The sequence below is a fragment of the Ruegeria sp. YTSA075 genome (assembly GCF_059610245.1).
Window position 1 is genome coordinate 1 of the sequence record NZ_JBXWNG010000014.1, and the last position, 26,097, is coordinate 26,097.

Consider the following 26,097-nt stretch of genomic DNA (forward strand, 5'->3'; position numbering starts at 1 on the left):
CTTTGCCCGCGCTGGCCCGGCCCCTGCCGTCCGCAGGACGCAAGGCCAAAGGCCGCGCAGATTTTTGATCAGGTTTGATCTTTGGTTGGAATCGGTTGCCATGACGCGCTATGGCTGCATCGAATGACCAAAAAACGCGCCATGAACACTCCCGAGCATCCCCTTTGGCGGACGACCTGTCGCGAAAGCGTCCCAACGACCTCTCTGTCGTCTGACATAAGTGTGGATCTTGCCATCATAGGCGGTGGCTATACGGGCTGTTCGGCAGCTTTGTATGCGGCGCAGCAAGGTGCGTCTGTCTGTTTGCTCGAAGCAAAAAGCATCGGGCATGGCGGGTCCGGGCGCAATGTGGGGCTGGTCAATGCGGGGCTTTGGCTGCCACCGGAAGATATCCGCAACCATCTGGGGCAGGAAGCCGGTGACAGGCTGATCGATCTGTTGGCGCAGGCACCTGCGGATGTATTCGATCTGATCGATCGACATGGGATCAATTGTGAGCCGGTGCGACACGGAACGCTTCACTGCGCGCATTCTGCTTCTGGTTTCCGTGATCTGCAGAAACGACATACGCAGCTAACAACCAGTGGCGCGCCGGTCGAGTTGTTACCAGCGGAGGAAGCGGCACAAAGAACTGGCAGCAGCGCGTTTTTCGGAGCGCTTTTCGATCCACGCGCGGGCACAATTCAGCCGATGGCATTTGCCACAGGCCTGGCGCGTGCGGCCTCCAAGGCTGGCGCGCATATCAATACAGATAGTGCGGTTCGTAACCTGCGACGCGAAGGGGGAAAGTGGTTGCTTGAGACATCTCGGGGAGAGGTACGGGCACAGGCCGTTATTCAGGCCACAAATGCGTATCATCAGGGCCCTGATGATACAGCGCCCGCCTATGTTCCGGTCTATTATTTCCAATATGCGACCGCGCCCCTGTCGCACAATCTGCGAGCCAGTATCCTGCCTGGGGGCGAAGGGTGCTGGGATACAGGGTTGGTTATGACCTCGTTTCGTTTGGACGGGGACGGGCGGATGATCATCGGTGGTATGGGCGATTTGGGTCGTGCCGGGCGGGGTGTGCATGCCGCGTGGGTGAGACGAAAACTGGATCGGATTTATCCGCAACTCTCAGATCAACCCCTTGTAGAGGGGTGGCACGGTCGGATTGCCATGACGTCTGATCACATTCCAAAGATCACGCAGATTGGCCCCAATGCGTTGTCGGCGCATGGGTTTTCCGGTCGGGGCATCGGGCCCGGAACTGTATTCGGGCGTCTGATGGCGCAAAGTCTTCTTTCGGGTGATCCGACCTGCTTGCCTGTTCCGGCTGTACCCAACTACCAAGAACGCTGGACCGGTCTACGACGGACCTTTTTCGAAACGGGCGCTGCGCTGACACATCTGATCAAGGCACGGTTTTGACCGGGTGATTGACGTTCAACTTCTTAACCGCGCTGCGATCTCTTCAATCCGTTTGCGCAACCAGCGATGGGCGGGATCGTTGGCCATGCGCTGATGCCAGACCATGTAGATGGACACAGGTTCGCATTCGAAAGGTAATGGCGCGCTGTCCAGTTCAGATAACGGCCCTTGTTTCATCAGCGCCGTATCGGTCGAAATCAGGGTGCTTCCCTTGACGAATGAGGGGATCGCGTTGAAATGGGGTAAGGTCACGACGGGCGAGCGGATTTGGCTCTGATCCACCCCACGCATCACTGCCCGCGCGCTGCGGCCATCGGGGAACCGCACATCGATATGGTCGCTTTTGCAATAGCTTTCCCAGCTGTCGGGTGCATCGCGTTGGGTTCTGTCGAAGAACACCATCAAGGGGCTGCACAACAGGCGTTTCTGTAGAATATCTGGCCCATCAGGGGGCAGAGGGGTCAGCATCAGCTGGCATCTGTCACTGCGCAGCACATCCGGGTCCGGAACGCCTGAGGCAATGAAGTCGATCCTCAGCCGAACCCCCTCAGTGCGGGTTGCGCGCAGAAGGTCGGGAAAGATCAGTTCGCGCGGCATATCATTGGTTGCGATGGAGATTTTGGTCTCTTCGGATTGCGGATCAAACGGGCGCTCATCGGCAAGCGCACGCATTCCGTCGAGGACGTTTTGAACCGGCTCTTTCAAGGACAGGGCGCGTTCCGTCGGCGTCAGCCCTTGACCTGATCGCACAAAAAGCGGGTCACCCAGCACATGGCGCAGTTTGCCTAATGTATGGCTGATCGCGGATTGGGTCACGCCCAGCCGGTCGGCAGCTTTCGAAACAGAACTCTCTTCAAGGATCGTCAGAAATGCGCGCAGGACCTTCCCGTCAAGATCTGTGAAATCGATTTTCTTCATATGATATATGATTAGGCATGAATGGATTTGCTGTCCACCGGGCGCTAGACAGTCATCAGGCAAGGGGGCTCTATGGGCATTCGATTTTTCTCGGACAAGAACCGACCTGTGCATATGGGTCCATATCCGTTGGAGCGTCTGACGCGCCAAAGCGCCATGCCCAACCTGTCAACGCTGTCTGATATGCCGCGGCTGAGCTTTAACCGGGATGAACAGCCTGAAAGCATCGTTAACGCGATGGGTGAGTTTCAGGCGATGATGGACACGATCCGAGATGGTCTGGTGAACCCGACCGTATCGGATATCCCCGCCGATCCTGCGACCCGCGCGAACCATCTGAAAGCGTTTGGATATTTCAACGATGCGTCAATGATGGGGTGCGGGCCTCTGCCGCGTGACGCTTTCTTGGATCAACCTCGCCGAAATCCCGATATCAACCGTTTGGCGCATGCCTTGCGCAATCGTCAGACCAAGACGTTGGCTTCTGGCATTGATGTGATCATGGCGGACTTGAAGGACAGCGTTGAGGCAACGCCCGGTCCGATCCATAACCATCACCATGTCATTGTTTTTCTGTACGAACACAACCGCGACCCTGATCCGGGTGAACCCGGCGCGGATTGGATCATGGATGCGCAGGACCACCGTGCTTGCCTTTTGGCGACTGAAAACGCGACGGTTATTGCGAACTACATCCGATTGCTCGGCTTTGATGCGCGGGCGCATTCGGCCATGTCCTCGGATGTTGATCTGGGCAAACTGGCCGTGGCGGCTGGATTGGCCACGGTCGAGAACTCGGTGCTGGTAGCCCCTTGGTTGGGGCGGCGTTTTGGGCTGGCTGCGGTCACCACAGAGATGGAGATTGCGCATGATCAGCCTTTGGCCCCAATGGCGCAGCAGCCCTGGTTCCACACTCAAGGCCCTGCTTGGTGGTTGGGCGCAGGGTTTGCCAAAAATGCGTTAAACCGCGATTCTTATGCCAAAAGGCGCTATGTAGACGGCGCTCATCCGTTTGAAGATTTGAAACGGGTCGAAACACCAACCACGTATATCGACGAAGAAAATGTCGCCCGCGTCCCCAAGCGCGCAGATATGTTCGCCCGCGCCCAGTTCGGGGATATGGGCAAACATCTGCAAGATGCTGCAAAGGGCGGATACTATGTGCGCAAATCCGCCCCAAGCTTTGCGCAACGCCGGGCCCTTGGCGCGTTTGTTCTTTTACAGGATGGCGACAGTGCGGATGTGCCCAAACCCTCGGACGCTGCTCGGAACGCCGCCAACATCAAGGCGGCCAGCTACTTTCTGGGCGTCGATGCTGTCGGGCTCAGCCGCTGCCCGGACTGGAGTTGGTACTCCCACGACGCCACGGGCGAAGAAATCGTACCGCCCCATGATCAGGCCGTCAGCATGATCATCGATCAGGGCTATGAAACGATGGAAGGCGCAAGCGGCGATGACTGGATCAGCGTTGCACAATCCATGCGGGCCTATCTGAGGTTTTCGCTGCTGGGCGGGGTGATCGCGCAGCAGATCAGAAACCTGGGCTACAAGGCCAAGGCGCACACGGTGATGGATGGCGAAGTGCTGCAACCGCCGTTGTTGCTGCTGTCTGGATTGGGTGAGGTTAGCCGCATTGGAGAGGTTATCCTGAACCCCTATCTGGGTCCGCGTTTGAAATCGGGGGTGGTGACAACCGATATGCCGATCGATCATGACAAACCCATCGATTTTGGCCTGCAAAGGTTTTGCGAATCCTGCAACAAATGCGCGCGTGAATGCCCCTCGGGTGCGATTACGGCCGGACCTAAGCTGATGTTCAACGGCTATGAAATCTGGAAGTCCGACAGCCAGAAATGTGCGACCTACCGGATCACGACGCCGGGCGGGTCAATGTGTGGGCGTTGTATGAAAACCTGCCCCTGGAACCTCGAAGGCATCTTCAAGGAACGCCCCTTTCGCTGGGCTGCGATGAACATTCCGCAGGCAGCCCCCGCATTGGCACGGCTTGATGACGCAGTTGGAAATGGCGGGCTGAATGACACCAAGAAATGGTGGTGGGATATCGAGTTGCAGGGCGATGGATCTTATCGGCCCTCAACCCATCCACCTAACCGCCGTGATCTGCAACGGGAGCTTGACCTAAAGTACGAGGATCAGACTTTGGCGGTGTACCCTGCCAATCTGGCCCCGCACCCGTGGCCCTATCCCTTTGCCATGGATCGAGAGGCTGGGATCGCCGCGTATCAGGCGATGGTTTCGGCAGATGAATACAAATCCCGCAAGGCTGCGGGGGATTTGTCTGTTGTACATCGCTATCAGATCGCAGGCGACGCACCTGTGATGCGGGTTGCCGTGACCAAGGTCGATAAGATGACAGCGGATGTTACCAAATACGAGTTCGCATCGCTGGATGGTGCGCCCCTGCCGGGATGGACAGCGGGCGCACATCTGGACGTGCTGGTCGCGCCCGAATTCCTAAGGCAGTACTCGATGTCGGGCGACCCTGCGGACCGGACAACCTATCAGATCGGTGTGCTGCGTGAGGATGAGGGGCGCGGCGGATCCGCCCTTTTGCATCGTATCTTCAGCGAAGGGCGAAAAGTTTTCATCTCAAAACCGATCAACCATTTCGAACTGGACGAAGCGGCGACCAAGACCTTCCTGATGGGTGGCGGTATCGGGATCACGCCGATGATTGCCTTTGCCCATCGCTTGCATGCGCTGGGCCAGGATTTCGAACTGCACTATTCCGCCAGCACGCGCGACGGCGCCGGGTATCTTGAAGACCTGGCGGCAGCCCCTTGGGCAGATCGCGTTCACTATCATTTCTCGGGCGAAGGAACCCGTGCCGATCTGGATGCAATCCTATCGGGCTATCGCGAAGGGTGGCACGTCTATACCTGCGGACCGGATCGTTACATGGACGGCGTGATGCAGGCGGCCACTCGACAAGGTTTCCCTGAGGACGCGCGGCATCTGGAGTATTTCTCGGTTCCGGAAACGCCTGAATATGAAAATCACCCGTTCAGCCTCAAACTCGCACTTACGGGTCAGGTATTGCCTGTGCCAGCCAACAAGGATGCGGCTCAGGTCCTGAATGAGGCCGGGTTTCACGTAGATGTGAAATGCTCAGATGGGATTTGCGGGGTCTGTAAATGTGGGGTCCTGGCAGGTGACGTAGACCACCGTGATTTCGTTCTGTCGGCCAAACAACGTGAAAGCGTGATGATCCTGTGCCAAAGTCGCGCTGCAGAGCCGGACGGCGTGATCGAGATCGACCTTTGAAAAGAGTCTGAAAGCGACATCATTTGACATCAAAATAGGTCGCGCGGGCCATGGACGCCGGAGGGCGGCTGAACTAACGTCCATCCGAACCCCAGTGAATCCTGATCCACAGGCGCGAGGTAAAATCATGGATTATCACAGCCCTGCCAGCTTTGCCGAAGCTTCGGCTCTGGCCGCAAATGCAACGGGCATCACACGATTTCTGGCGGGCGGCACCGATGTCTTGGTGCAGCTGCGCTCGGAACTGGTGACGCCCGATACGCTGATCGACATCAAGAAAATCAACGGTGTACACGACATCACGCGCAACGCCGACGGCAGTTGGACACTTGGCGTTGCCACCACGGGTGCCGAGATGAGTGAACATCCCGAGCTTGGCCGTGACTGGCCCGGTGTGGTCGAGGCGATGGACCTGATCGGATCGACTCAGGTACAGGGGCGCGCGACGCTGACTGGGAACCTGTGCAACGGCTCTCCGGCAGCTGATTCCGTGCCCGCCATGGTCGCTGCTGGTGTGACCGTTTCGGTCACCGGACCAGATGGGACGCGCGAGGTTGCTGTTGAGGACATCCCCACCGGACCCGGCAAGACCTCGCTGGCGAAGGGTGAAGTGATCTCGGCCGTCAATATCCCCGCACGGGACGACAATGCAGGCGACGCCTATCTACGCTTCATCCCGCGTACCGAAATGGACATCGCCGTCGTTGGCGTGGGCGTCAACCTGCGTCTGGACGGCGACCTGATCGCCGAGGCGCGCGTCTCGCTGGGCGCTGTCGCCCCAACCGTCTTGCTGGTAGAAGACTGCGCGAACGCGATCATTGGCAGCACACTGGACGATGCAGCGCTCGATGCGCTGGGCGCGGCAGCCTCTGCCGCCTGCAACCCGATTGACGACAAGCGCGGCACCATAGCGTTCCGTACCGAGGTGGCCGGTGTTCTGGCCAAACGCGCCGCGAAAATCGCCTATGCCCGCGCGAAGGGAGAAGACGTATGAGCAAACTTCACGTATCCACCACCGTCAATGGGGACGCGGTTGATTATCTGTGCGACCCGCGCGAAACTCTGCTGGATTGTCTACGCGATAAACTGAATCTGACCGGCGCGAAAGAAGGCTGCGGCACCGGCGATTGCGGCGCCTGTTCCGTCACAGTCGATGGCCGTCTGGTATGCTCGTGCCTGATGCTGGGCGTCGAAGCTGAAGGCAAGCAGATCGAGACGGTTGAAGGTATCGCGGACGGGGACGTTCTGCACCCGTTGCAGAAGAAGATGATCGAATACGCGGCCCTGCAATGCGGCATCTGCACTCCGGGCATTCTGGTCGCGGCCAAATCGCTGCTGGAAAAGAACCCCAACCCGACCGAAGAAGAAACCCGGTACTGGCTGGCAGGAAACCTCTGCCGCTGCACGGGCTATGACAAAATCATTCGCGCTGTGATGGACACGGCGGCTGAGATGCGGGAGGCGTCATAATGGCTCTGGACGATCGCAAAACTGATTTCACTTTTGTTGGCACGCGACCAAACCGCCCCGATGGTCTGGACAAGGTGACAGGCCGCGCCAAGTTTGGTGCGGATATCACCGCGCCCGGCATGCTGCACGGCGCGATCCTGCGTTCTCCCCATGCCCATGCGCGGATCATCAAGATCGATGCGTCCAAGGCCGAGGCGCATAAGGACGTCAAAGCCGTCATCACCCGCGCCGATTTCGCCAATGTCCCGTTCAAGCCCGGTCTGGAAGGCGAATTCTGGAACGTGCTGGAAAACGTCATGGCGGGCGAAAAGGCGCTCTATGATGGTCACGCGGTGGCAGCTGTGGCGGCGACCTCTGCCCTCGCGGCGCGTGATGCGTTGAAACTGATCGAGGTTAAATACGAGGTCCTGCCACATGTCACCGATGTGGATAAGGCGATGGCACCGGACGCGCCGGTGATCCGTGAAGGTGCTGCGGATTATTCCGTGCCTGAAGGCATGCACCCCAACGTTGTGCGCTATCACGAAAGTGGTCACGGAGACGTCGAAGCCGGATTTGCCGAGGCCGATCTGATCGTCGAAGACAGCTTTGTGACCGAGGCGACCCATCAGGGCTATATCGAACCGCATGCCTGTCTGGGCATGTTGGGCAATGACGGCAAAGGTGAGCTGTGGTGCACCACGCAAGGCCACTGGATTGCGCAGAAAACCTGTGCCGCACTGCTGGGGATCGAGACCTCACAACTGCGTGTCACCGCATCCGAAATCGGCGGCGGCTTTGGAGGCAAGACCACCGTCTTCATCGAACCTGTCTCGCTCGCACTGAGCCGTAAGGCGAACCGCCCGGTCAAGATCGTGATGACCCGGTCAGAGGTGTTCCGCGCCACGGGGCCGACGGCCTCGGCATCGATGGATATCAAGATTGGGATGAAGAAGGACGGTACGATTTCGGCGGCACAGGGCGTGTTCCGTCTGCAAGGTGGGGCGTTCCCCGGCGCGCCGGGCGATATGACCGCCATGTGCGCTTTTGCCCCGTACAACCTGACCAACGTCAAGCAGATCGGATATGACGTGATGGCCAACCGCCCGAAACAGGCCGCTTACCGCGCGCCGGGCGCGCCGATGGGGGCGTTTGCCGTCGAATCGGTGATTGATGAGTTGTGTAACAAGCTAGGTCTCGACCCCGTCGATGTGCGCCTGAAAAACGCCGCGCATGAGGGCACCAAAGCCAGCTATGGCCCGACCTATGAACGCATTGGTCTGGTTGAAACGCTGGAGGCGGCTAAAGCCCACGCGCACTACGCGGCTCCGTTGAAGCCGGGGCAGGGGCGCGGAATTTCCTGTGGATTCTGGTTCAACCACGGCGGTGAAACTTCGGTGTCGCTGGCGCTGTCCGAGGATGGCTCGGCGCAGTTGATGGTGGGTACACCGGATATCGGCGGTTCGCGCGCATCGATGGCTCTGATGGCGGCCGAAGTTTTGGGCATTCCCTATGAAAACATCCGTGTAACCATCGCGGATACCGCAACACTTGGCTACAACGACGTCAGCCACGGCTCGCGCGTAACCTATGCCAGCGGATTGGCCACGATCAAAGCCGCGAAACATGCGGTTGAGAAGCTGTGTGAACGTGCAGCGGCTAAATGGGACATTCCCGTCGATGCGGTAAAGTGGGAAAACGGCTGCGCGGTGCCATCCGGGCCCAATGCTGGAAACTTTGACCCAATGCCGCTGGCTGATATCACAGCCAATATGGGGCGGACTGGCGGACCGATCTCGGGCCATTTCGAAGCGACGCCCGAAGGTGCGGGTGTTTCGTTTGGCACGCATATCGTCGATGCCGAGGTCGACCCGGAAACCGGCAAAACCAGCATCATCCGCTACACGGTCATTCAGGACGCCGGTAAGGCGATCCACCCAACCTATGTTGAAGGCCAGTATCAGGGCGGTGCCGCGCAGGGCATCGGTTGGGCGCTGAATGAGGAATACATCTATGGTGAGGACGGGCGGTTGCAGAACTCAATCTTCCTTGATTATCGCATTCCGGTAGCGAGCGATCTTCCGATGATCGATACGGTGATCGTGGAAGTGCCCAACCCCGGCCACCCGTTTGGCGTGCGTGGTGTGGGTGAAACCGGCATCGTTCCGCCCCTGGCCGCTATCGCCAACGCGGTGTCAAACGCCGCTGGTGTTCGGATGAAGCAATTGCCAATGTCCCCGCCGCGCATTCTGGCGGCGCTTAAGGACAATGGTTGAGGTCCACCTTTGGTCTGGCCTCCGGTCGCTGACCGGGGGCCAGCAGGTAGTGGAGGTCGAGGCCAAGACCACCGGAGAGCTTCTCCAAGCTTTGGTCACCGCGCATCCACAATTGCAGGCCCCGATAGATGCAGGCGTTTCTATCGCCATCGACGGACGTGTGATCGCCACGGGTCTGACCGAACCCATCCCCGAAGGCAGCGAAGTCTATCTGATGCAACGTCTCAGAGGCGGCTAAGCCCCGGGCGACCACGGTTCGCGTCCGACCATCCGGTCGGCCTCGGCCGTGATGTCGTTCATGTGTTGCTCAAGGCTCAGCCGCAGCGCCTCGATTTCCTCTTCACTGGCCTTGCGCGGCACCGTCTCGGTCCATTCGCGGCACAGAAACACGCCCTCATTGCGCCAGGGGCGGGGCATCAACAGGCGATCCCAGGTACCTGCCTCGCGACCATGTTTGGCAGAAAAGGTGATGCCAAAAACCCGTTTGCCCGAGGTGCGCGCCCAGACCAGTGGTACGGTCGACAACACCCGTTCCGGGCCCCGCGGGCCGTCAGCGGCAATCCCGATTGAGATACCCCGTTTTATCTTGCCGATCACTTCGCGCGACACCGCGATGTTGTTCGCGTTCTTGCTGGTCATGGCGATCGTGTCCATGCCGAATAGTTTCTGTACGCGTCCAACCATGCTGCCCGCGCGTGCCGAGGATGTGATTGAACAGATTTCGCCTTTGTCTAGTGGGAAGAAATAAGGCGATTGGGCCAGTCTTTGGTGCCACAGCACAACGATGACCGGTTCCCCCTGTTCGACCAGCTGGTCCAGTTCCTCATACCCGATGCGCTGCCAACGGGTGTTGCGGTTGACCAACCGGATATAACTGGCGATCCGCCGCGCAGCCCAATTCAGTAAAACTTCGCTGTCGGCGATTTTCGTGCGGAGGCTCAAACTGGGTTCCTTTTGTTGCCCGAGCTTTGTCTTACCGCACTGCGCGCGCCGCGCAACTTGTTTGTCTGATGACGAACTGAGAAGGATTGCAAAAAAGCCTCTTGAGTCCGCCGCGCGGCTGGCATATCTGGTGGCGCACCATAGGGGTATAGCTCAGTTGGTAGAGCGACGGTCTCCAAAACCGTAGGTCGCGGGTTCGAACCCTGCTGCCCCTGCCATTCCTCCGCTTCAGTTTCGTATATCTTTTATTGGGGTCGTGCCTTTGTCAGCGTCAGCCAACATTGACCCGGACCAATGTGTGTGGATCGCAACCACAACCAACAATATTAACAAAGTGCAACCTGTTGTTCGGCGCGAGTTCATTGACATACCTACCTGGGAGCTTGCGGAGGCTGAACTCAGTAAGTACAAGCCCCTTTTCGATGCTGTTTATAACGACTGGAAGCGCGGAGATATTCTCACCCCGGAAATGGTAGGCGAGGTCTGGTACTATAATTCGAAGGCGGACTATTATACCGCGCCGTTTATCTCTGGTGGCGGATTGCCGATGGTATCGGAGGCTGCCAAACGTGTTCTGGAGCGCTATGATTTGGGAACGACAGTCTTTCACCCGATCACGTTGATGAACTCCGAAGAGACCGCGCGCACCACATCTGAACCCTACTACCTGCTCAATGTCGCCAATAAACGTTCCATGGGAAATTACGACGTGCTTGGGCCGAGAGGCGACTATAGAGCGCCGCTCAACAATCGGCACGGAATTCGTTTTCGTCCTCAAAGTGGCCAAGAGGCAGAACTTGTTGTCATCCCTGAAGCCTTGGGTGGGCCAGACATATGGCTCGACCCCAAAGTCCCAGAAATACTGTTCCTGTCTGATGCGCTGGTTCAGGGGCTCAAGGCGTCCGGCGTCGATAAAGGCTGGGGCCTTGTGCGCTGTGCCGTAGGCACTCTCTGAACTGCAAACTGCCGGGCCTTGATCCGATTGGGGTTCAAAGGCCTTGGGTGAACGAATGCCATCAGCTCAGATTGGACATCACCGCATTAACCAGACCCACACACCATCAAGCCAACAATAATTGGTCCCCGATATTTGTCTTGTGCCGGGTCGGCATCGTTTTGGCATCCCGCCCGTCGATGGTCAGTGACAGATCTTTATAAAACCCCTCGCTATCGAACCACCAGCGATGGGATTTGGCCATCTTGCGCTGCCCTTTCGGCACGTCGCGCTTGTATTGTTCCTCGCAATAGATGTCCCAATGCCCTTTTGAGGTCAGCTTGGGCATTCCAACGCGGCCGACACGTTCCCTGCCACCGTTCACAAGGCCGCCGGATAGCGCCAGAACCTTGTCCTTGCCGCTGTAGTAGTTGGTAAACCGCTTGCTGCGCTTTTTCAGAACCAGATCGCCCCAGGCGCCTTTTTCCAACCAATCCGCATCCACATCACCCGAGGCGAAGGTGACCTGATCTGCCGACCAGATTTTGTTGCCGGGTCCTGCGGAATCACCGAAGTCAGAAAAGGCGCGCAAGACAACCAAAGCCCCCATAGAATGCGCCAGAATGTGCACCTTGGGCTTGGGTGTCATGCCGAGAATTGGCAACATCCCATCCCCAACCAGATGCGGTGCCACAGCTTTGGCATCTGCGCGGTCGCTGTCATAGGTATGCAGCGACCCGTCGCTGGGCCAGTCAAAGGCGACAACCGCGCCCTTAAATCCGTTGGCCCGGACGCCCTTTTCAATCTTGTCCAACCGATCCAGCATATCCTTCTGGCTGGTATTGAAGCCGTGAACATAGATTAAAACGGCAGAGTCTCCGCCTTGCTGCTGCACAAGCTCCAGCCATTTCGCCTTTTTGATGATGCCCCCTTTGCGGATACGTCCGTCGGCGGTTTTCTGAGTGATATGGACGTAACGCGTTTTCGCGGCAGGTTTCAGGGTGAATTTCTTCTTCTGTGCATTGTAGGTGCGGCGTGAGAAAAATAAGGCCATTTGTTAAACTCCTTTATTAATAATCTGCTGAGTGTCGCATGAACCGCGGTGTTCACAAAACGCAATTTCGCAAGGGTTGGACGGTCGAAGCATAAGGAAGGTCGACAGGTTCCCTCTGCCGATCGAATGGCTTATGGTCAGGTCCGGTAGACACAGACACACGAGGACCCATGTCGCGCTTTGACGGATATTTCCTGCGGCAGTTGCTGATTCTGTTTGGCTTTTTCACGTTGGTCCTTGTCGGGGTGTTCTGGATCACCCGATCCGTCAGCCTGTTTGACCGGGTCATCAGCGGCGGGCAATCGGCGATGGTGTTTCTGGAGTTCACAGCCCTGACACTGCCAACCCTGATCCGCACGGTGATGCCGATGGCGGTTTTTGCAGCGGCGGTTTACGTCACCAACCGATTGAGCCGTGAAAGCGAGTTGACAGTGATGTTGGCGACCGGGTCCAGCCCGTGGAGGTTGGCGCGCGCCGTGGTTCTGTTTGGCCTGATCACGGGTTTGATGATGGCGATCATCAGTGTCTTCCTGCGCCCGGCTTCGGTTGAGCAGCTTGAGATCAGACAGGCCGAGGTCGCCGGGGATGTAACGGCACAGCTGTTGAACGAAGGTGAATTCATGCACCCGGCCGAAAATGTAACGGTCTATATCGGGGGCATTGATCTGGATGGAACACTGCAAGAGGTGTTTGTATCCGACCGGCGTGATCCAGAGAATGCAGTCAGCTATTCCAGCGCCACGGCCTATCTGGTGAACAACAGCACCGGTATTCATCTGGTGATGGTCGATGGGGTGGCTTTGCGCCTGAATGCCGAGGGGCGGACGTTGTCCTCGACCCTGTTTCAGGACGCATCCTACGACATCTCGGAACTGGCCAATACAGGCGGCATGACCCGGCGCAGCCTCGAGGCGATTTCAACGGCAGAATTGCTCTATTCCATGAAGACCATCGAGGAAACGGAATTTCACAGCCGTGGGCATCTGATCGAAGAATTGCATCAGCGCTTCTCGTGGGTTGCGATCTGTATCGCGGTGTCGCTGGCGGGGTACGCAACGCTCATGCTTGGCAGCTTCTCTCGTTTTGGGCTATGGCCACAGATCCTGGGGGCCTTCACAATTCTGGTCCTGCTGGAAGGCGTCAGAGGGTTTGTGTCGCCCGTCGTAATCGACGATCCACGGCTTTGGGGATTGCTCTACCTGCCAGCGGTGATCGGAATACTCATTTCGGTTCTGTTCCTACTTGTCGCAGGTCGACCGGTGTTGAAGAAACGCGTCAGGCCAGAGGGGGCTGTGGCCTCTCCGGCCTGAGGTTGTTGGCGACGCGGGCCTGAGCTGGGTGGAGTGCCCAAGAACTAGCAGGATGCCATCAGACGATAGACGATCTGTGCGGCGGTGAAATCCCATGCAGCGTTGCCATCAGGGGCCAGTTCGACCACGTCAAAGCCAACGCATTTACGGCCTTTCAGGGCGTGTTCAACAAGATGCAGCGCTTGGTAATACCCTAAACCACCGGGAACGGGTGTGCCGGTGGCGGGCATTTGTGAGGGGTCCAGGCCGTCGACATCAAAGCTGACATAGACCAATTCGGGGAAATCCTCGGGCAGGTCGACGGCGTGAACGTTGCCGGTCACCAAGTCTTCGGCATCCATGTGGAAGATGTTGTTCGTCAGGCGGCTTTGCGCCTCTTCGGTTGAAAACGCGCGGACGCCGAATTGTGCCAACCGGATGCCTTCCTCAGCCAGCAGGTGCATGACCGAGGCGTGGCTGTGTTTTTCGCCCTGATATGCGTTGCGCAGGTCTGCGTGGGCGTCGATCTGAACCACGCCAATCGGTTGGTTCAGCGCGCGTGCTACGCCCATCACGGCGCCATAACTCAGCGAATGCTCGCCGCCCAAAGTAACCGGCACTTGGCTCGCGTTGATTGCGGCCTCGGTCCGCTGGGCGAGGCGCTCCATCACCTGGGGCAGAGGGCCGTCACAATCAACCGGGGCTTCGGTGAAGATACCCTCAGCGCAAGGTTCCGCGTGGCCGGTAATGCGTTCAAGTTCGTTGCTGGCTTCGATGATCGCTTCGGGGCCTTTCGCGGTGCCTGATCCATAGGAAACAGTACGCTCTAGCGGGACTGGTATTACGCGGAACCGGGCGTCTTCGGAGCGCTCGGATGCGGTTAGCTCACTGTCGAGGAAAATGCTCATGAAAGGCGGTCCTTAAAGTCATCATAGCCGAACTGCTTGATAAGTTTCAGCTCGTCTGTTTCGCTGTTCCACAAGGCGATGGTGGGCAAGGGAACACCGTTGAACGTGTTGGTCTTGACCATGGAGTAATGCGCCTGATCGAGGAAGGCGAAACGCTGGCCGACTTCCAGAGGTTTATCCCATGTATAATCACCGATCACATCCCCGGCCAGACAGGACGGCCCGCCGAGGCGGTAGGTGTGGCCAGTCTCGGCTTCGCCCAACAGGGCGGGGCGATAGGGGGCCTCGATCACGTCGGGCATGTGGCAGGTGGCCGAGATATCGGTGATCGCGAGGGTCATGCCATTGGTCGGCAGGTCAAGAATTTCGCCCACCAAAATGCCCGCGTCCAGAGCGACGGCTTCACCGGGTTCGAGGTAGACATCGATGTCGTGTTTTTCACGGATCGTTTTGATAAAATCCACCAAGCCATCACGGTCATAGTCGTTTCGGGTGATGTGATGTCCACCTCCGAAGTTCAGCCATTTGAGCGCGCCGATGAATGGTGCCAGCTTGGGTTGAACCGCTTCCCAGGTTCGGCGCAGCGGCTCGAAATCTTGTTCGCAGAGCGTGTGCATATGCAGGCCATCGACGCCACGCAGAGTATCGGCGGTCAATTGACTGACCGGGGTGCCCAGGCGTGAGCAAGGGGCGCAGGGATCGTATTTCGGTATCTCGCCTTCAGAGTGTTCCGGGTTGATGCGCAGGCCGACTTGTACGCCTGCCGTTTGCGCTTTGGCGAGGAACCGGTCTTTTTGAGCGGGAGAGTTGAAGATAATATGGTCAGACAGGGACAGGATTTCGTCGATCTCGGCGTCTTTGTATCCGGCGCAAAAGGTTGCGACCTCACCACCATATTCCTCGCGGCCCAACCGTGCCTCATAGATGCCGGAGGCGCAGGTGCCGCCGAGGTGTTGGCGGACCAATGGGGCCAGCGAGAACATCGAAAACGCCTTGAGCGCGCTGAGCACATGCGCGCCGGAGCGGGTGCCGATTTCGGAGAGGATGGTCAGGTTCCGCTCGACAGCTTTTTCGTCGACCACAAAGCAGGGTGTGGGGACGCGGCTGAGGTCGAAATTGCGGAAGGCACCAGCGTCACCGGCTTGGGTTTTCATCATGTCGGACATGTCCGGCGTCTCCGATTGTGCAGAGGCCGGGGGCGCTACCGTCGCCATTGGTGCTCGGACCAATGGCGCATCAATGGCGACCCCCGAGGTATTTTTGAACAGAAGAAGTTCAGGAGATTAGAATTCGACCGGGCCGTCGAGTTCGTGGACCTGCCACGGCAGGCCGTGATCGTTCAACATATCCATAAAGTCATCGGGGTCGAGCTGTTCCATGTTCCAAACGCCCGGCTCAGTCCAATTACCTTTCAGCACCTGTGCCGCGCCGATCATGGCGGGGACGCCCGTGGTGTAGCTGACGGCCTGGCTGCCGACCTCGGCATAGCATTCCTCGTGGTCGCAGATGTTGTAGATGTAGAAGGTTTTCTCGCCCGATCCGTCCTTGGCCTGACCTGTGGCAATGTCGCCGATGCAGGCCTTGCCTTTGGTTTCCGCCCCCAGATCGCCGGGATCGGGCAGCAGGGTTTTCAGGAACTGGATCGGGATGATCTCCTTGCCGTCATGCATCACCGGGTCGATGCGTGTCATGCCGACGTTTTCTAGGACCTTGGCGTGCATGATGTAGGCGTCGCCGAAGGTCATCCAGAAACGGGCGCGCTCGATCTCGGGGAAGTGGGTGCTGAGCGATTCCAGTTCCTCATGATACATCAGGTACATGTTCTTGGGGCCGATGGCGGGGAAGTCGAACTCGACCTTGTGGGTCATGGCGGGGGAGTGCTTCCACTCGCCACCTTCCCAGTGGCGGACCTCGGCCAGCACTTCGCGCAGGTTGATTTCCGGGTTGAAGTTGGTCGCAAATTCCTGATCGTTGCTACCGCCATTGGCGTCCAGCACGTCGATCTGGCGGATGGTATCCAGCTTGTGCTTCTTCAGCCATTTCGCGAAGACGGATGTCACGCCCGGATCAAAGCCCGAACCGAGGATGGCGGTCAGCCCGGCCTCTTTGAACCGCTCTTGATAGGCCCATTGCCAGTGATATTCGAACTTGGCCTCATCCTCGGGTTCGTAATTCGCAGTGTCGAGGTAGTGGATGCCGGCCTCAAGGCAGGCATCCATCAACACCAGATCCTGATAGGGCAGGGCGAGGTTTACAAGGATTTCGGCTCCGGTTTCCTTGATCAGCTTGACCGTGTCTTCGACCTTGTAGGCGTCCAGTTCTGCGGTGGCGATATCAACACCCACACGCTCTTTCACAGCTTTAGCGATGGCGTCGCATTTCGACTTGGTCCGGCTGGCCAGAGTGATCTCGGTAAAGATGTCCGAGTTCATCGCCATCTTGTGCACGGCAGCGTGGGATACGCCGCCAGCGCCGACAACCAGTGTTTTTCCACTCAAAGAACCCATGGGGGTCATCTCCTCTCACAGGGGGTTATTCGTAATAGGTGTAGCCGTTGATCGAGTCGCGATAGGCGCTCATCAGGGTTTTGCGGTCCTTGGCTTGCAGAGTACCGGTCGAGATCGCCTCGTCCACCATTTTGCGGAAGGCAGCGACGCAATCCTGCGGGTCGAATTCGACGTAGGACAGGACCTGGCTGATCGTGTCGCCCTCTTGTTCATGCAGCAGGTCGAACCCGCCATCGGCGCGCAGGTCGATGGTGACGACGTTTGTATCTCCGAACAGGTTGTGCAGATCGCCTAGCGTTTCCTGATAGGCGCCGACGAAGAAGACGCCCATGAAGTACTCGTCCTCATCCGGCAGCGAATGCACCGGCAGGCTGGGTGAGACACCGTCGGCCAGAATGAAACGGTCGATCTTGCCGTCGCTGTCGCAGGTGATGTCTGACAGCACGGCGCGCCGGTCAGGCGTTGTGTTCAGACCTTGCAGCGGGACGATCGGGTGTAGCTGATCGATGGCCCAAACATCGGGCAGGGATTGGAACAGTGAAAAGTTGCAGTGATAGATATCGGCCACTTTCTCAAGCTGATCATCGACATCCGTTTCCAGGCCGTCGCGGGCGGCCAGCGCCTTGAGGCGGGCCATCAACGAAAGGTAGATGCGCTCTGCCCGGGCCATTTGGCGCAGGTCGACATAGCCGCGCCGGAAGAGGGCGCGAAGTTCGTTGCGATAGAATGTGGCGTCATTCCAGCATTCCTGCAGGCGATCCTTGCTGAGATAACCGTGCACGGCGGCGAGGTCCGAGACCATATGATGGTCCTCCGGTTCAACCTCAGGGCCGTTGGGGGCATCATAGAGCGTGCTTTCCAACACGTTGAACACCAGCATCGAGGATGTTGCCACGACGGCTCGACCGCTTTCAGTCACCAGCGTGGGGTGGGTGATCTCGGCCTCATCCATCGCGTAGGCGACGGTTTCGACCACATTGGCGCAGTATTCTTCGACCGTGTAGTTGATCGAGTTTTCGGCTGCTTTCTTTTCGCCCGTATAGTCCACGCCCATGCCGCCACCGAGGTCGAGATGGGTCAGCGGCACGCCCTCGCGGGTCAGTTCGGTATAATAGCGGCAAGCTTCCCCGACAGCGCGACGCACGTCATTGACGTCCTGTACCTGAGAGCCCAGATGCGAGTGTTGCAGCTTCAGGCAATGCAGCAGGCCCGCGTCGCGCAGTTTATCCACGGTGGTTACCAACTGGTCGGTGTTCATGCCAAAGGCAGATCGGTCGCCCGAGCTTTCCTCCCATTTGCCGCTGATCTGGTTGGTCAGTTTGACCCGCACACCGATCAGGGGTTCGATGCCCAGTTCTTTAAAGACTTCGATGACCGTGTCGGCCTCTTTCGGGCTTTCCAGAACAATGACAGTATTGAAACCGATCTTACGGGACAGGATTGCCAGTTGGATGAACTCGGCATCCTTGACGCCGTTGCAGACGATCAGCGCCTCAGGCGCCAGCCGGTGCGCAAGAGCCACGACCAGTTCCGGTTTGGACCCCGCCTCAAGCCCGTAGTTGTATTTCTTGCCAAACTCAACGATCCGATCGACCACCTGCGCCTGCTGGTTTACCTTGATCGGGAACACCCCGCGATAGGTGCCTCTGTAGCCCACGCGCGCGATTGCAGATGCAAAGCTTTCGTTCAGATGCGCGATCTCGTGTTCCAGATAGGACGCGACGCGCAAAACCATCGGCGCTTTGATCCCCCGGTCATCCAGATCGCTGAGGATACCGGGCAGGCTGATCGCCGCCGTGTCCGGAGACAGCGGATTGCGCAGACCGATCTCGCCCTGCTCCGTCACCTCGATGAGGCCTTTGCCCCATTTCTCAACCCCGTAGATGAAATGCGGTGCGTCGGGCGTCTGTTTCAATCAGGTCGATCCTTAACATGAGCGTGCCAGCTTCGCGCCCGCCAATACGGCAGCAGTTTGATTCTTCCAAGTGTAAACTATGTGACGGGGATTGCCGAGTTTCACGCGAAGCTACGGATCGGGATCAGATGATTGTCCCATTGGCAATCCGAACGCGACAGAACCTTCGGATCTTCGGGGTTTAATGTGCCAAATAGCCCGGTTCCAGTTGTGAAGGTCAACCCATCGGGGCCCGCGCCAAGCCCGCAAACGTCTTGCAGTGCCGAGGCGTCTGTGAATGTAGCGGTCTGCACGTTGAACCGATGCAGCGCATTGCCGCGCGGGCAGGTGATGGCAATGGTTGCGCCGTCGGACGAGAAGGCAACGCTGCCCGCATATCCCTGTAGATGGCGTTGTTTTGCAACCGGGGCGGACAGCAAGACCGGGTCTTGGCTTATTCGGTGTAGACCCAGTAGCGGCGGATGCTCGGTCTGGTTACCTTGCCACTGCATGGCAAATCCGACGAGCCCATCGCCGCGCACAGCCAGATGCCGGATCGAGTTCTTGTGCAGTGCGCTGGGCAACTCCATCTTGTCCAGCACTCCGCCTGTCAGGCTCAGATAGCTGAGGTTCGGGCGCATTACCGGCAGGTTCAGCTTGGTGCGGCCGGTTTCAGGGTGGGTTTCAATACCGCCATTGGCAATCACAAGGGTCTGCCCATCTGGCATCAGGCGGATGTCGTGAGGGCCAATGCCACCAGATGAGAACTCGTCGAGCCGCTCGAAGGTTTTCGCATCCCAGACGCTGATGCGCCCTTCTCCGCTGTCATAGCTATTCTCGGTGGCAAAAAACCGGGTTCCGTCTGCCGAGAACGTGCCATGCCCATAGAAATGAAGACCTTCAGGGGCCTCAAGTCGGGTCAGTTCTGTACCGCTGGCGCAATCAATCACAACCGCAAATGTGCCGGGGCGCCGTGCGAAGGCTACGGCTTGGGGCTCTGACGGATGCGCGGCGGCGGCGTGACCGCGAGCGGGTAGGGGCAGGGCGAACAGGATATCCCCTTCAGCGCTCAGACCCGCCAGTCGAAAAGACCCATCCGGGAAAAGCCCAGCTGCCAGGTAATCTGGTGCACCTGCCGCGGCCCATCCTCGGATCGGGGCGATGCTGGCAGCAGCGAGACCGGCGAGGAAATGCCTGCGACTGGTCAAGGGCTTAATCTCCGTCCAATGAGTTGAAGCCGGCGCTGATGCCAAGTGTCGGGCTAAGCTCGGTCGTAGCGATCTGGCGAATATCATTGATCGACTGTTGCAGCGCTTCTACCCGAAAGCGACCCTGGGGATCTGCAACACCGGCCAAAGCGGGGTCGTCTATCGACCGGGCACTCTCGATCGCGCGGTTGAAAGCTGTTTCCAGATCGGCGGCGATTTCCGGGTGATTGGCAGACAGGCGCGCCGCAAGGTCACGCGCTGAGACTAGCGAAAGCTCAACATGGCGTAAGGACCGTTCGGAACGACGCGCCTCGGCCCGTTTGGGGCGCGGTCGGTCAAACGTGCCCAGCGGCCGGCCCAGACGTGTCTCGGATGTGAACTGCAGTCCGGTCGACAGTGCCTTGAACAATTCCTGCAGGGCCTCATCTTGTGTGCGATAGGGACCATCAGCCCCAGGTTGGGTCAGGTCGGGCGCATAGGTTTCCCAGTCGGCAGCCATAGCATCGGCATTTGCATCAATATCAGCACTAATCGCCTGAATCAGGGCACAGCGATAGTCGGCGCTGCCTTGCTGGGCAAACTCAGGGTCATAGAGCATCCGTTCCAGCGCAAAGAATCCACGCCCGGCAATTGAGGTTTCGGCATAGGCTTCAGCTGAGGCGACGGCGGCATCTTCGATAGCGATGTGTTTTGACAGGGCTTTGGGGGTAAAGCCCTTGGTGTCCGGCCAGAAAGCCATCGCAAAGGCGCGATCATCGGTTTCGGTCGGCCCAAATCGCAGGTGGCTGGCCGAAATCCATGCGTCGAATGCTGTGCTATAAGCGGCCCGAAGGGCTTGCGATTCCGGGGCACAATCCGTCTGCGCTGTCATGGCCAGAACGTCTGTTGCTTCGGAAAGGGCCGTGAAGCGTGGCAGGATGTGGTTTTCAGTCACATCGACCAGCGCGGGCGTGCGGTCCTGCGCCGCGGCGGACAGCGGAAAAACCAAGGCTGCGATCAGGGCGAGTTTATACATGTGTCACAGGCTCTCCAAAAAACGGATAAGGGCATCCCGGTCGGCTTTGGGCATAGAAACGACCTTGTCCCGGGCGGCTTGCGCCTCGCCGCCATGCCACAGAATGGCTTCTAGCAGATTGCGCGCGCGGCCATCATGGAGGAATTCTGTATGGCCCGAAACACGTTCGGTCAGGCCAATCCCCCACAACGGGGGGGTGCGCCACTCGCGGCCTGTTGCACGTGCTTCAGGGCGGTTGTCGGCCAGACCTTCGCCCATATCATGAAGCAGAAGGTCAGTATAGGGCCAGATCAACTGGAAACTATGTTCTTCGCGGTCTTCCAGGCGGTGGGTCACATACGACGGAGTGTGGCACGAGGTGCAGCCGGAGCTATGAAACACCTCTTTCCCTTTTAGCACCGCAGGGTCATCTACGTCGCGGCGGCCGGGTACACCCAGATTGCGGCTGTAAAAGGCCACTAGGTCCATCCCGACCTGATCAATCTCGAAACCTCTGTCGTCATTATCGCCATGCGGTGCTTGCACACAATTGGTCTGCGTATCGGTGCAATCCCCATAGGGTGCAGGAAACAAGGGGCTGGACATGCCGATATCCCCCGCAAAGGCCGCCGCGGATTGTTCCATGACGGTCGGCATTCCGGCTTTATGGCCAAACCGTCCCATCATCGGCGCATCATATTCCACCGACCAAACGATGTTCGGGCGGCCTGATATCCCATCCCCATCCGCGTCCTCTGGATCGGCCTTGGCCAGCAGGTCCTCGACCGGGATCGCCTCCAGCAATCCCAGGCCGATCATCTGCGGTGCGACCCGGGGACTGAGCATGGCATCCGGATGCAACGGGCCATAGCCCAGATCGGCGGCATGGTAGGTCGGGCGGCGCAAAGAGGCGGTTTCTCCCTCCGAAAGCGTAACGGGAACCTCGCTGTATGTGATGTCCAAGCGGTATTCTGCCGGATGCCCCGCCAGTGCAAAATCCTGCATCTGACCGCCATAGGTGGGATCGGGCAGGGTGGCGATGTAATCCGCGATCTCGGCATAACCGTCTTCCGCCGTGCCGGGGATAGAGACCCGCAGAAACATCGAAATCGCGGTGTCATCCGGCCCATTTGGCGTATGCCCGCGCCCGTCCTTGATATGGCAGCGCTGGCAAGAGCGTGCGTTGTACAGCGGTCCCAACCCATCTGAGGCAAGTGTCGAGGATGGTGATGAAACCCAGATTTTCCTGAACAACCCGTTTCCGACTCTGAAATCCAGCTCCTGCTCAAAGCTCAGGTTGCGCGAAGGCAGGGAAAACGCGTCGGCATCGTTGCGCGCACGGACTGTCGCGGCCCCTGCGGGCAGGTCTTCAAAGCGTTGCGGGGTGGTGAAATCCCGTGGTGGCGCGGTGGCTTTGGATATGCGGTCCAGCTCTTCGTCGGTGCGGGGAATGACGGACAGGTGCAGGTCCTGGAGTTCGGACGGCAGAGCGGGGGTGGCGGCCAAAGTGCTTAGCGTCAGCGCGATAATGCCACACGCCTTTGTCCAATTCTGGAGTATTGAGTTACGCATAGGTGGCTGTGCTGCGCCGTTCAGGCAGATCAGCTGGCGTTTCCAGAGCATTGATGTGACTTTCTTCATCAGTGATCAATCGTTTGATCAGTACCGTACAGGTAGGGTCAACTGAGTTTGGCAGCCAATCGCATTTCCACGTACAAGGCTCTAGTCTAGCTCTCTTTGAGCTGCGGCTTGGCGCCCAGGATCAGAAACAACGGTACGAGGCATAAGGCAATGCCAATATGACCAGAGGCGCGGCTTTACGCCTCTGGTCACAGGGTTTTGACTATTGGAACACTGCGTCCGGGTTATCCAGACTGTCCGATCCTTCGAATTCGATATTCTCTAGCTCAAGCGCAGCAACGATACGTTCGATCGTTTTGGTCTGGTCGATCAGACCGTTCACGCCACTCATGATCAAAGCTTCGCCTCCGGCATTGCCGCGTTCCAACATCTGGTCATAGGCGAACCCCGCTTCGGCGGTGGATTTCATCGCGCCCAGGGCCAGCATGGTGTTCGCCAGTTTGGCTTTCATCTCGGTATCCAGCGCGGGGTCGCTTGCGATGACCAGATCAGACAATGACGCACCGCTGACTGGGGTCCCGTCGATCCGAGTGTAGCGACCCAGATAGACGTTCTGGATGCCAACGCCGTTGTAGTAGTGGTCGTTATGGGTGTTGTCGGCAAAGCAGGAATGCTCCTCTTCCGGATCGTTCAACATCACGCCAAGACGCATCCGCTCACCTGCGGTTTCACCGTATGAAAGCGAGCCCATGCCAGTCAGAATCGCGCTGATGCCGGTGTCTTCGTTTTCAGTCAGCGCGTCGCGCGCGTCGCCACCTTCTGCCCATTGTGCCGTCATCCATTCCAGATCGCTGACCAGCAGATCGGTTGCGGCACTCAGGTACTGGGCGCGGCGGTCGCAGCTTCCGTTGGTGCAATTGTCATTTTGTGCAAAGTCAGTCCACGGGCGGTTGCCAGCACCAGTGCCATGACCATTCAGGTCCTGACCCCAGAGCAGAAATTCGACTGCGTGGTAACCGGTTGCCACATTGGCTTCGATCCCATCCGCCTCATGCAATGTCTCTGCCAGCAGTTCAGGAGTGATTTCAGATGCATCAACAGCGTTGCCAGACAGTTCGAAACTGGGGTTGGCGATGACGTTCAGTGCAGCAAACTCGTTCTCGTCACTCGGGCCGCCATAGGACGCGTCGACATAGTCGATCAGACCTTCGTCAAGAGGCCAGGCGTTTACCTTACCTTCCCAGTCATCGACGATCGCGTTGCCGAAACGATAGACTTCGCTCTGTTGATAAGGCACGCGCGCGGCAAGCCAGGCGGCGCGCGCCGCGTTCAGGGTAGCATCTGACGGATCGGCGATCAGAGCGCTAACGGCAGATTGCAGCGACATCGCAGCGATCAGGCTGTCAGCGTAATTGGCTTCGGCGATATTCGCGTAAGTATTCAGGATATCTGATTTTGCGGGGGCATCGGCGGCCGATGCGGCGGTTGCGGCGCAAAGGGTCAGGGCGCTGGCAGCGACAATAAACTTCGTCATGGGGTTTGATCTTTCCTGTCAGTGAAAGGCAGTGCGGTCAGAGGCGACACATTGTTCTAACGCCTAAAAGCTGAGTGAATAAGTCAGAATTGTCAACCTGAGTTTTATTGTCAGATATACGCCTGCGCATGGGCAAACTGCCGCATATCCCCATATCTAGCGATGCGTGCCGTAGCGACCCGCGTTGCGCCCCCCGCGATTCGGGCTAAACTCTGACCTGTGATTCTATTTTTGGTGGTACGTGGTTAATGAAGCGCCTGGTTCTTCTTTTGTCTTTGTTGTCGGCGGGGGTGGCAGCCCATGCGACGCAGCAGGACGGCCAACGTAAACACGGAACCGGACAGCTTGGCATGGTGTTCGCCGGGGCAGAGTTCGCGCTGTCACTGGCCGTTCCAAGCTCAGATATCGTTGGGTTCGAAAGCCAGGCCGAGACAGATGAAGATCGCGCTATGGTTGCGGTTGCCATTTCGGATTTGTCTAAGCCTTTGGAGTTGTTTGTCCTTCCCGAGGACGCAGGCTGTTTTACTGCATCTGCCAATGTTGCATTGACGTCAGAGGAAATAGCCGACCAAACACAGGCCGCGGAAGCCAGCGATGGGGCAGCGCAGGGGCCGGAACATTCTGAGTTTCGTGCGGACTATGTTATCCAATGCCAGGACATGGCAGCGCTGACGACAATTGAGTTCGCCTATTTCAGTCGTTTTGAAAGAACGCAGAGCCTTGAGATCAGCATCACCTTGCCTGACAGCTCTCATGAGTTTGCAGTAACGCGCGCGACTCCGTTGATTGATTTGACCGGTCTTTAGAAACAGTATCGATTCCTGAGGGCTATTGTTCCATTTTTGGCCCGATAGATCATGGTTTGCAGCCTCAGAAGAACGGAGTATCCGCTTTATCTGGGAACGAGGTGGTTCAAGCTGGAGAAGGCTGACGGCTAGGGGGCTGGGATGAAAGTTGTCATTCACCAGGGCTTTCACAAAACAGGGACCAGAACCCTCCAATCAATGCTCCACAAAAACCGAAGGGTTCTGAATAATCGTTTAAACATGCTTTTGCCACGGGACCTGAAAGAGGCTGGATTTTCGGCGCGCCGATACGCCGTCCTGCCTCAAGATCGCGTGCTAAAGGGTTTTCGCAAAAAGCTGCACACGGTGCTCGAAGCCTTTGTCGGCCAAGAAGACAAACCCCTGTTGATCAGTAGCGAAGAATTCGCAGGCATGATCCCGGGCCGCAAGAACGTCTGGTCATATACTCAGACCCATGTACTTGCACGGGTTCAGTTGGAAGAGGTGCAGCGGCTTTTTGGCAGGCAGGCGCAAGTGACTTTTTTCTTCACAACCAGAAATCCATCCGATTGGATCAGAAGTGTATATTGGCAAAACCTTCAGGCAAGCAGGCTGATGGAGGAGCTTTCGGATTATAGCCAACAGCTCAAGGCTGCTTCCGATCTGGATGCGGTGGTAAGCAGGGTCGAACAAACGGTCTCGACCCACGCGCGTGTCGCGCGGATCAATGTCTCAGACGCTGACGACCGATTCTTGGCGCTTACCAAGGTGCTGTCGATACTTAATGTGCGCTCAGATGATCTGACCCCCGTCAAAAATGCGAATGTCCAACCCCCTGGGGCCGCCGCATATTTCCGTGAGCTTAACCGTTCAGATTTAAGCGATGAAGAGGTTCAGATCGAAAAACGGGCCTATCTGGATGGTTTAAAGGCGCGCAAAGCGAACCGATAGCGGTTTCAAATCAAGGCTTTGCGGATGGTTTGATTAGGATATTTGGGGGAGGTGGTAGCGGAGGAGGGACTTGAACCCCCGACACGCGGATTATGATTCCGCTGCTCTAACCAACTGAGCTACTCCGCCATGAGTGAGAGGCGATGTAAGCGAGCCGTCGGAGAGGGTCAAGGGG

General features: G+C 58.0%; 21 protein-coding genes and 2 tRNA genes. 11 read left to right on the forward strand and 12 right to left on the reverse strand.

The window, feature by feature from the left end:
* The first annotated feature begins 141 nt into the window (after window positions 1-141).
* Window positions 142-1,413 carry an NAD(P)/FAD-dependent oxidoreductase gene (locus AC2FGE_RS18360; RefSeq protein ID WP_496820777.1) on the forward strand — a complete coding sequence of 424 codons (1,272 nt, stop codon included), beginning with the start codon at window positions 142-144 and terminating at the stop codon, window positions 1,411-1,413.
* A gap of 15 nt (window positions 1,414-1,428) precedes the next feature.
* Here AC2FGE_RS18360 and AC2FGE_RS18365 read toward each other — a convergent pair whose 3' ends face one another.
* On the reverse strand, window positions 1,429-2,331 hold the full coding sequence (locus AC2FGE_RS18365) for a LysR family transcriptional regulator (RefSeq protein WP_496820724.1): 903 nt from the start codon (window positions 2,329-2,331) through the stop codon (window positions 1,429-1,431).
* Between the two features lie 72 nt (window positions 2,332-2,403).
* On the opposite strand from AC2FGE_RS18365, the gene AC2FGE_RS18370 reads away from it, so the two are divergent.
* The 5 genes from AC2FGE_RS18370 to AC2FGE_RS18390 all read left to right on the forward strand — a co-directional run bounded on the left by AC2FGE_RS18370 (window position 2,404) and on the right by AC2FGE_RS18390 (window position 9,579).
* Entirely contained in the window at window positions 2,404-5,616 is a 3,213-nt protein-coding gene (locus AC2FGE_RS18370; protein ID WP_496820725.1) for a reductive dehalogenase, read from the forward strand.
* Window positions 5,617-5,743: 127 nt separating this feature from the next.
* Window positions 5,744-6,610 (forward strand): FAD binding domain-containing protein, encoded by an 867-nt coding sequence (locus tag AC2FGE_RS18375; protein WP_496820726.1) that lies wholly within the window; start codon window positions 5,744-5,746, stop codon window positions 6,608-6,610.
* On the forward strand, window positions 6,607-7,086 hold the full coding sequence (locus AC2FGE_RS18380; RefSeq protein ID WP_353010563.1) for a (2Fe-2S)-binding protein: 480 nt from the start codon (window positions 6,607-6,609) through the stop codon (window positions 7,084-7,086). The genes AC2FGE_RS18375 and AC2FGE_RS18380 overlap by 4 nt, the downstream gene beginning before the upstream one ends.
* Window positions 7,086-9,341 carry a xanthine dehydrogenase family protein molybdopterin-binding subunit gene (locus AC2FGE_RS18385; protein ID WP_496820727.1) on the forward strand — a complete coding sequence of 752 codons (2,256 nt, stop codon included), beginning with the start codon at window positions 7,086-7,088 and terminating at the stop codon, window positions 9,339-9,341. Before AC2FGE_RS18380 ends, AC2FGE_RS18385 begins: the two co-directional genes overlap by 1 nt.
* Entirely contained in the window at window positions 9,334-9,579 is a 246-nt protein-coding gene (locus tag AC2FGE_RS18390) for a MoaD/ThiS family protein (RefSeq protein WP_496820728.1), read from the forward strand. Before AC2FGE_RS18385 ends, AC2FGE_RS18390 begins: the two co-directional genes overlap by 8 nt.
* Here AC2FGE_RS18390 and AC2FGE_RS18395 read toward each other — a convergent pair.
* A complete protein-coding gene (locus AC2FGE_RS18395; RefSeq protein WP_496820729.1) occupies window positions 9,576-10,283 on the reverse strand; it encodes a lysophospholipid acyltransferase family protein in 708 nt (235 codons plus the stop codon). The genes AC2FGE_RS18390 and AC2FGE_RS18395 overlap by 4 nt on opposite strands.
* A gap of 142 nt (window positions 10,284-10,425) precedes the next feature.
* On the opposite strand from AC2FGE_RS18395, the gene AC2FGE_RS18400 reads away from it, so the two are divergent.
* Together AC2FGE_RS18400 and AC2FGE_RS18405 are read left to right on the forward strand one after the other, a co-directional pair.
* A tRNA-Trp gene (locus AC2FGE_RS18400) sits at window positions 10,426-10,501 on the forward strand.
* A gap of 80 nt (window positions 10,502-10,581) precedes the next feature.
* Window positions 10,582-11,238: an imm11 family protein gene (locus AC2FGE_RS18405; RefSeq protein ID WP_480828163.1), complete on the forward strand. Its 657-nt coding sequence runs from the start codon at window positions 10,582-10,584 to the stop codon at window positions 11,236-11,238.
* A gap of 106 nt (window positions 11,239-11,344) precedes the next feature.
* Here AC2FGE_RS18405 and AC2FGE_RS18410 read toward each other — a convergent pair whose 3' ends face one another.
* Window positions 11,345-12,271 (reverse strand): alpha/beta hydrolase, encoded by a 927-nt coding sequence (locus tag AC2FGE_RS18410; protein WP_496820731.1) that lies wholly within the window; start codon window positions 12,269-12,271, stop codon window positions 11,345-11,347.
* Between the two features lie 170 nt (window positions 12,272-12,441).
* On the opposite strand from AC2FGE_RS18410, the gene lptF reads away from it, so the two are divergent.
* Window positions 12,442-13,581: an LPS export ABC transporter permease LptF gene (gene lptF, locus AC2FGE_RS18415; RefSeq protein WP_496820732.1), complete on the forward strand. Its 1,140-nt coding sequence runs from the start codon at window positions 12,442-12,444 to the stop codon at window positions 13,579-13,581.
* Between the two features lie 44 nt (window positions 13,582-13,625).
* On the opposite strand, the gene speB is transcribed toward lptF, so the two are convergent.
* From speB to AC2FGE_RS18455, 8 genes are all read right to left on the reverse strand, one after another.
* A complete protein-coding gene (gene speB / locus AC2FGE_RS18420) occupies window positions 13,626-14,468 on the reverse strand; it encodes an agmatinase (protein WP_496820733.1) in 843 nt (280 codons plus the stop codon).
* Window positions 14,465-15,634, reverse strand: a complete 1,170-nt coding sequence (gene nspC, locus AC2FGE_RS18425; protein WP_496820734.1) for a carboxynorspermidine decarboxylase — start codon at window positions 15,632-15,634, stop codon at window positions 14,465-14,467. The genes speB and nspC overlap by 4 nt, the downstream gene beginning before the upstream one ends.
* 117 nt (window positions 15,635-15,751) lie before the next feature.
* Window positions 15,752-16,975: a saccharopine dehydrogenase family protein gene (locus tag AC2FGE_RS18430; protein WP_496820735.1), complete on the reverse strand. Its 1,224-nt coding sequence runs from the start codon at window positions 16,973-16,975 to the stop codon at window positions 15,752-15,754.
* 25 nt (window positions 16,976-17,000) lie between these two features.
* Window positions 17,001-18,890, reverse strand: coding sequence for a biosynthetic arginine decarboxylase (speA, locus tag AC2FGE_RS18435; RefSeq protein WP_496820736.1), 1,890 nt, complete (start codon window positions 18,888-18,890; stop codon window positions 17,001-17,003).
* Window positions 18,891-18,991: 101 nt separating this feature from the next.
* A complete protein-coding gene (locus AC2FGE_RS18440) occupies window positions 18,992-20,077 on the reverse strand; it encodes a DUF1513 domain-containing protein (protein WP_496820737.1) in 1,086 nt (361 codons plus the stop codon).
* A 4-nt stretch (window positions 20,078-20,081) separates the two neighbouring features.
* A complete protein-coding gene (locus AC2FGE_RS18445) occupies window positions 20,082-21,092 on the reverse strand; it encodes an imelysin family protein (protein WP_496820738.1) in 1,011 nt (336 codons plus the stop codon).
* Window positions 21,093-21,095: 3 nt separating this feature from the next.
* Window positions 21,096-22,643, reverse strand: a complete 1,548-nt coding sequence (locus AC2FGE_RS18450; protein WP_496820778.1) for a di-heme oxidoreductase family protein — start codon at window positions 22,641-22,643, stop codon at window positions 21,096-21,098.
* Between the two features lie 271 nt (window positions 22,644-22,914).
* Window positions 22,915-24,186, reverse strand: coding sequence for an imelysin family protein (locus AC2FGE_RS18455; RefSeq protein WP_496820739.1), 1,272 nt, complete (start codon window positions 24,184-24,186; stop codon window positions 22,915-22,917).
* A gap of 248 nt (window positions 24,187-24,434) precedes the next feature.
* Here AC2FGE_RS18455 and AC2FGE_RS18460 point away from each other — a divergent pair, with 248 nt between their 5' ends.
* Window positions 24,435-24,992: a ZrgA family zinc uptake protein gene (locus AC2FGE_RS18460; RefSeq protein ID WP_496820740.1), complete on the forward strand. Its 558-nt coding sequence runs from the start codon at window positions 24,435-24,437 to the stop codon at window positions 24,990-24,992.
* 141 nt (window positions 24,993-25,133) lie between these two features.
* The gene (locus AC2FGE_RS18465) at window positions 25,134-25,922 is read left to right on the forward strand and encodes a hypothetical protein (protein ID WP_496820741.1); all 789 of its coding nucleotides are present in this window, start codon (window positions 25,134-25,136) and stop codon (window positions 25,920-25,922) included.
* Between the two features lie 52 nt (window positions 25,923-25,974).
* On the opposite strand, the gene AC2FGE_RS18470 is transcribed toward AC2FGE_RS18465, so the two are convergent.
* A tRNA-Met gene (locus AC2FGE_RS18470) sits at window positions 25,975-26,051 on the reverse strand.
* Window positions 26,052-26,097 lie beyond the last annotated feature (46 nt).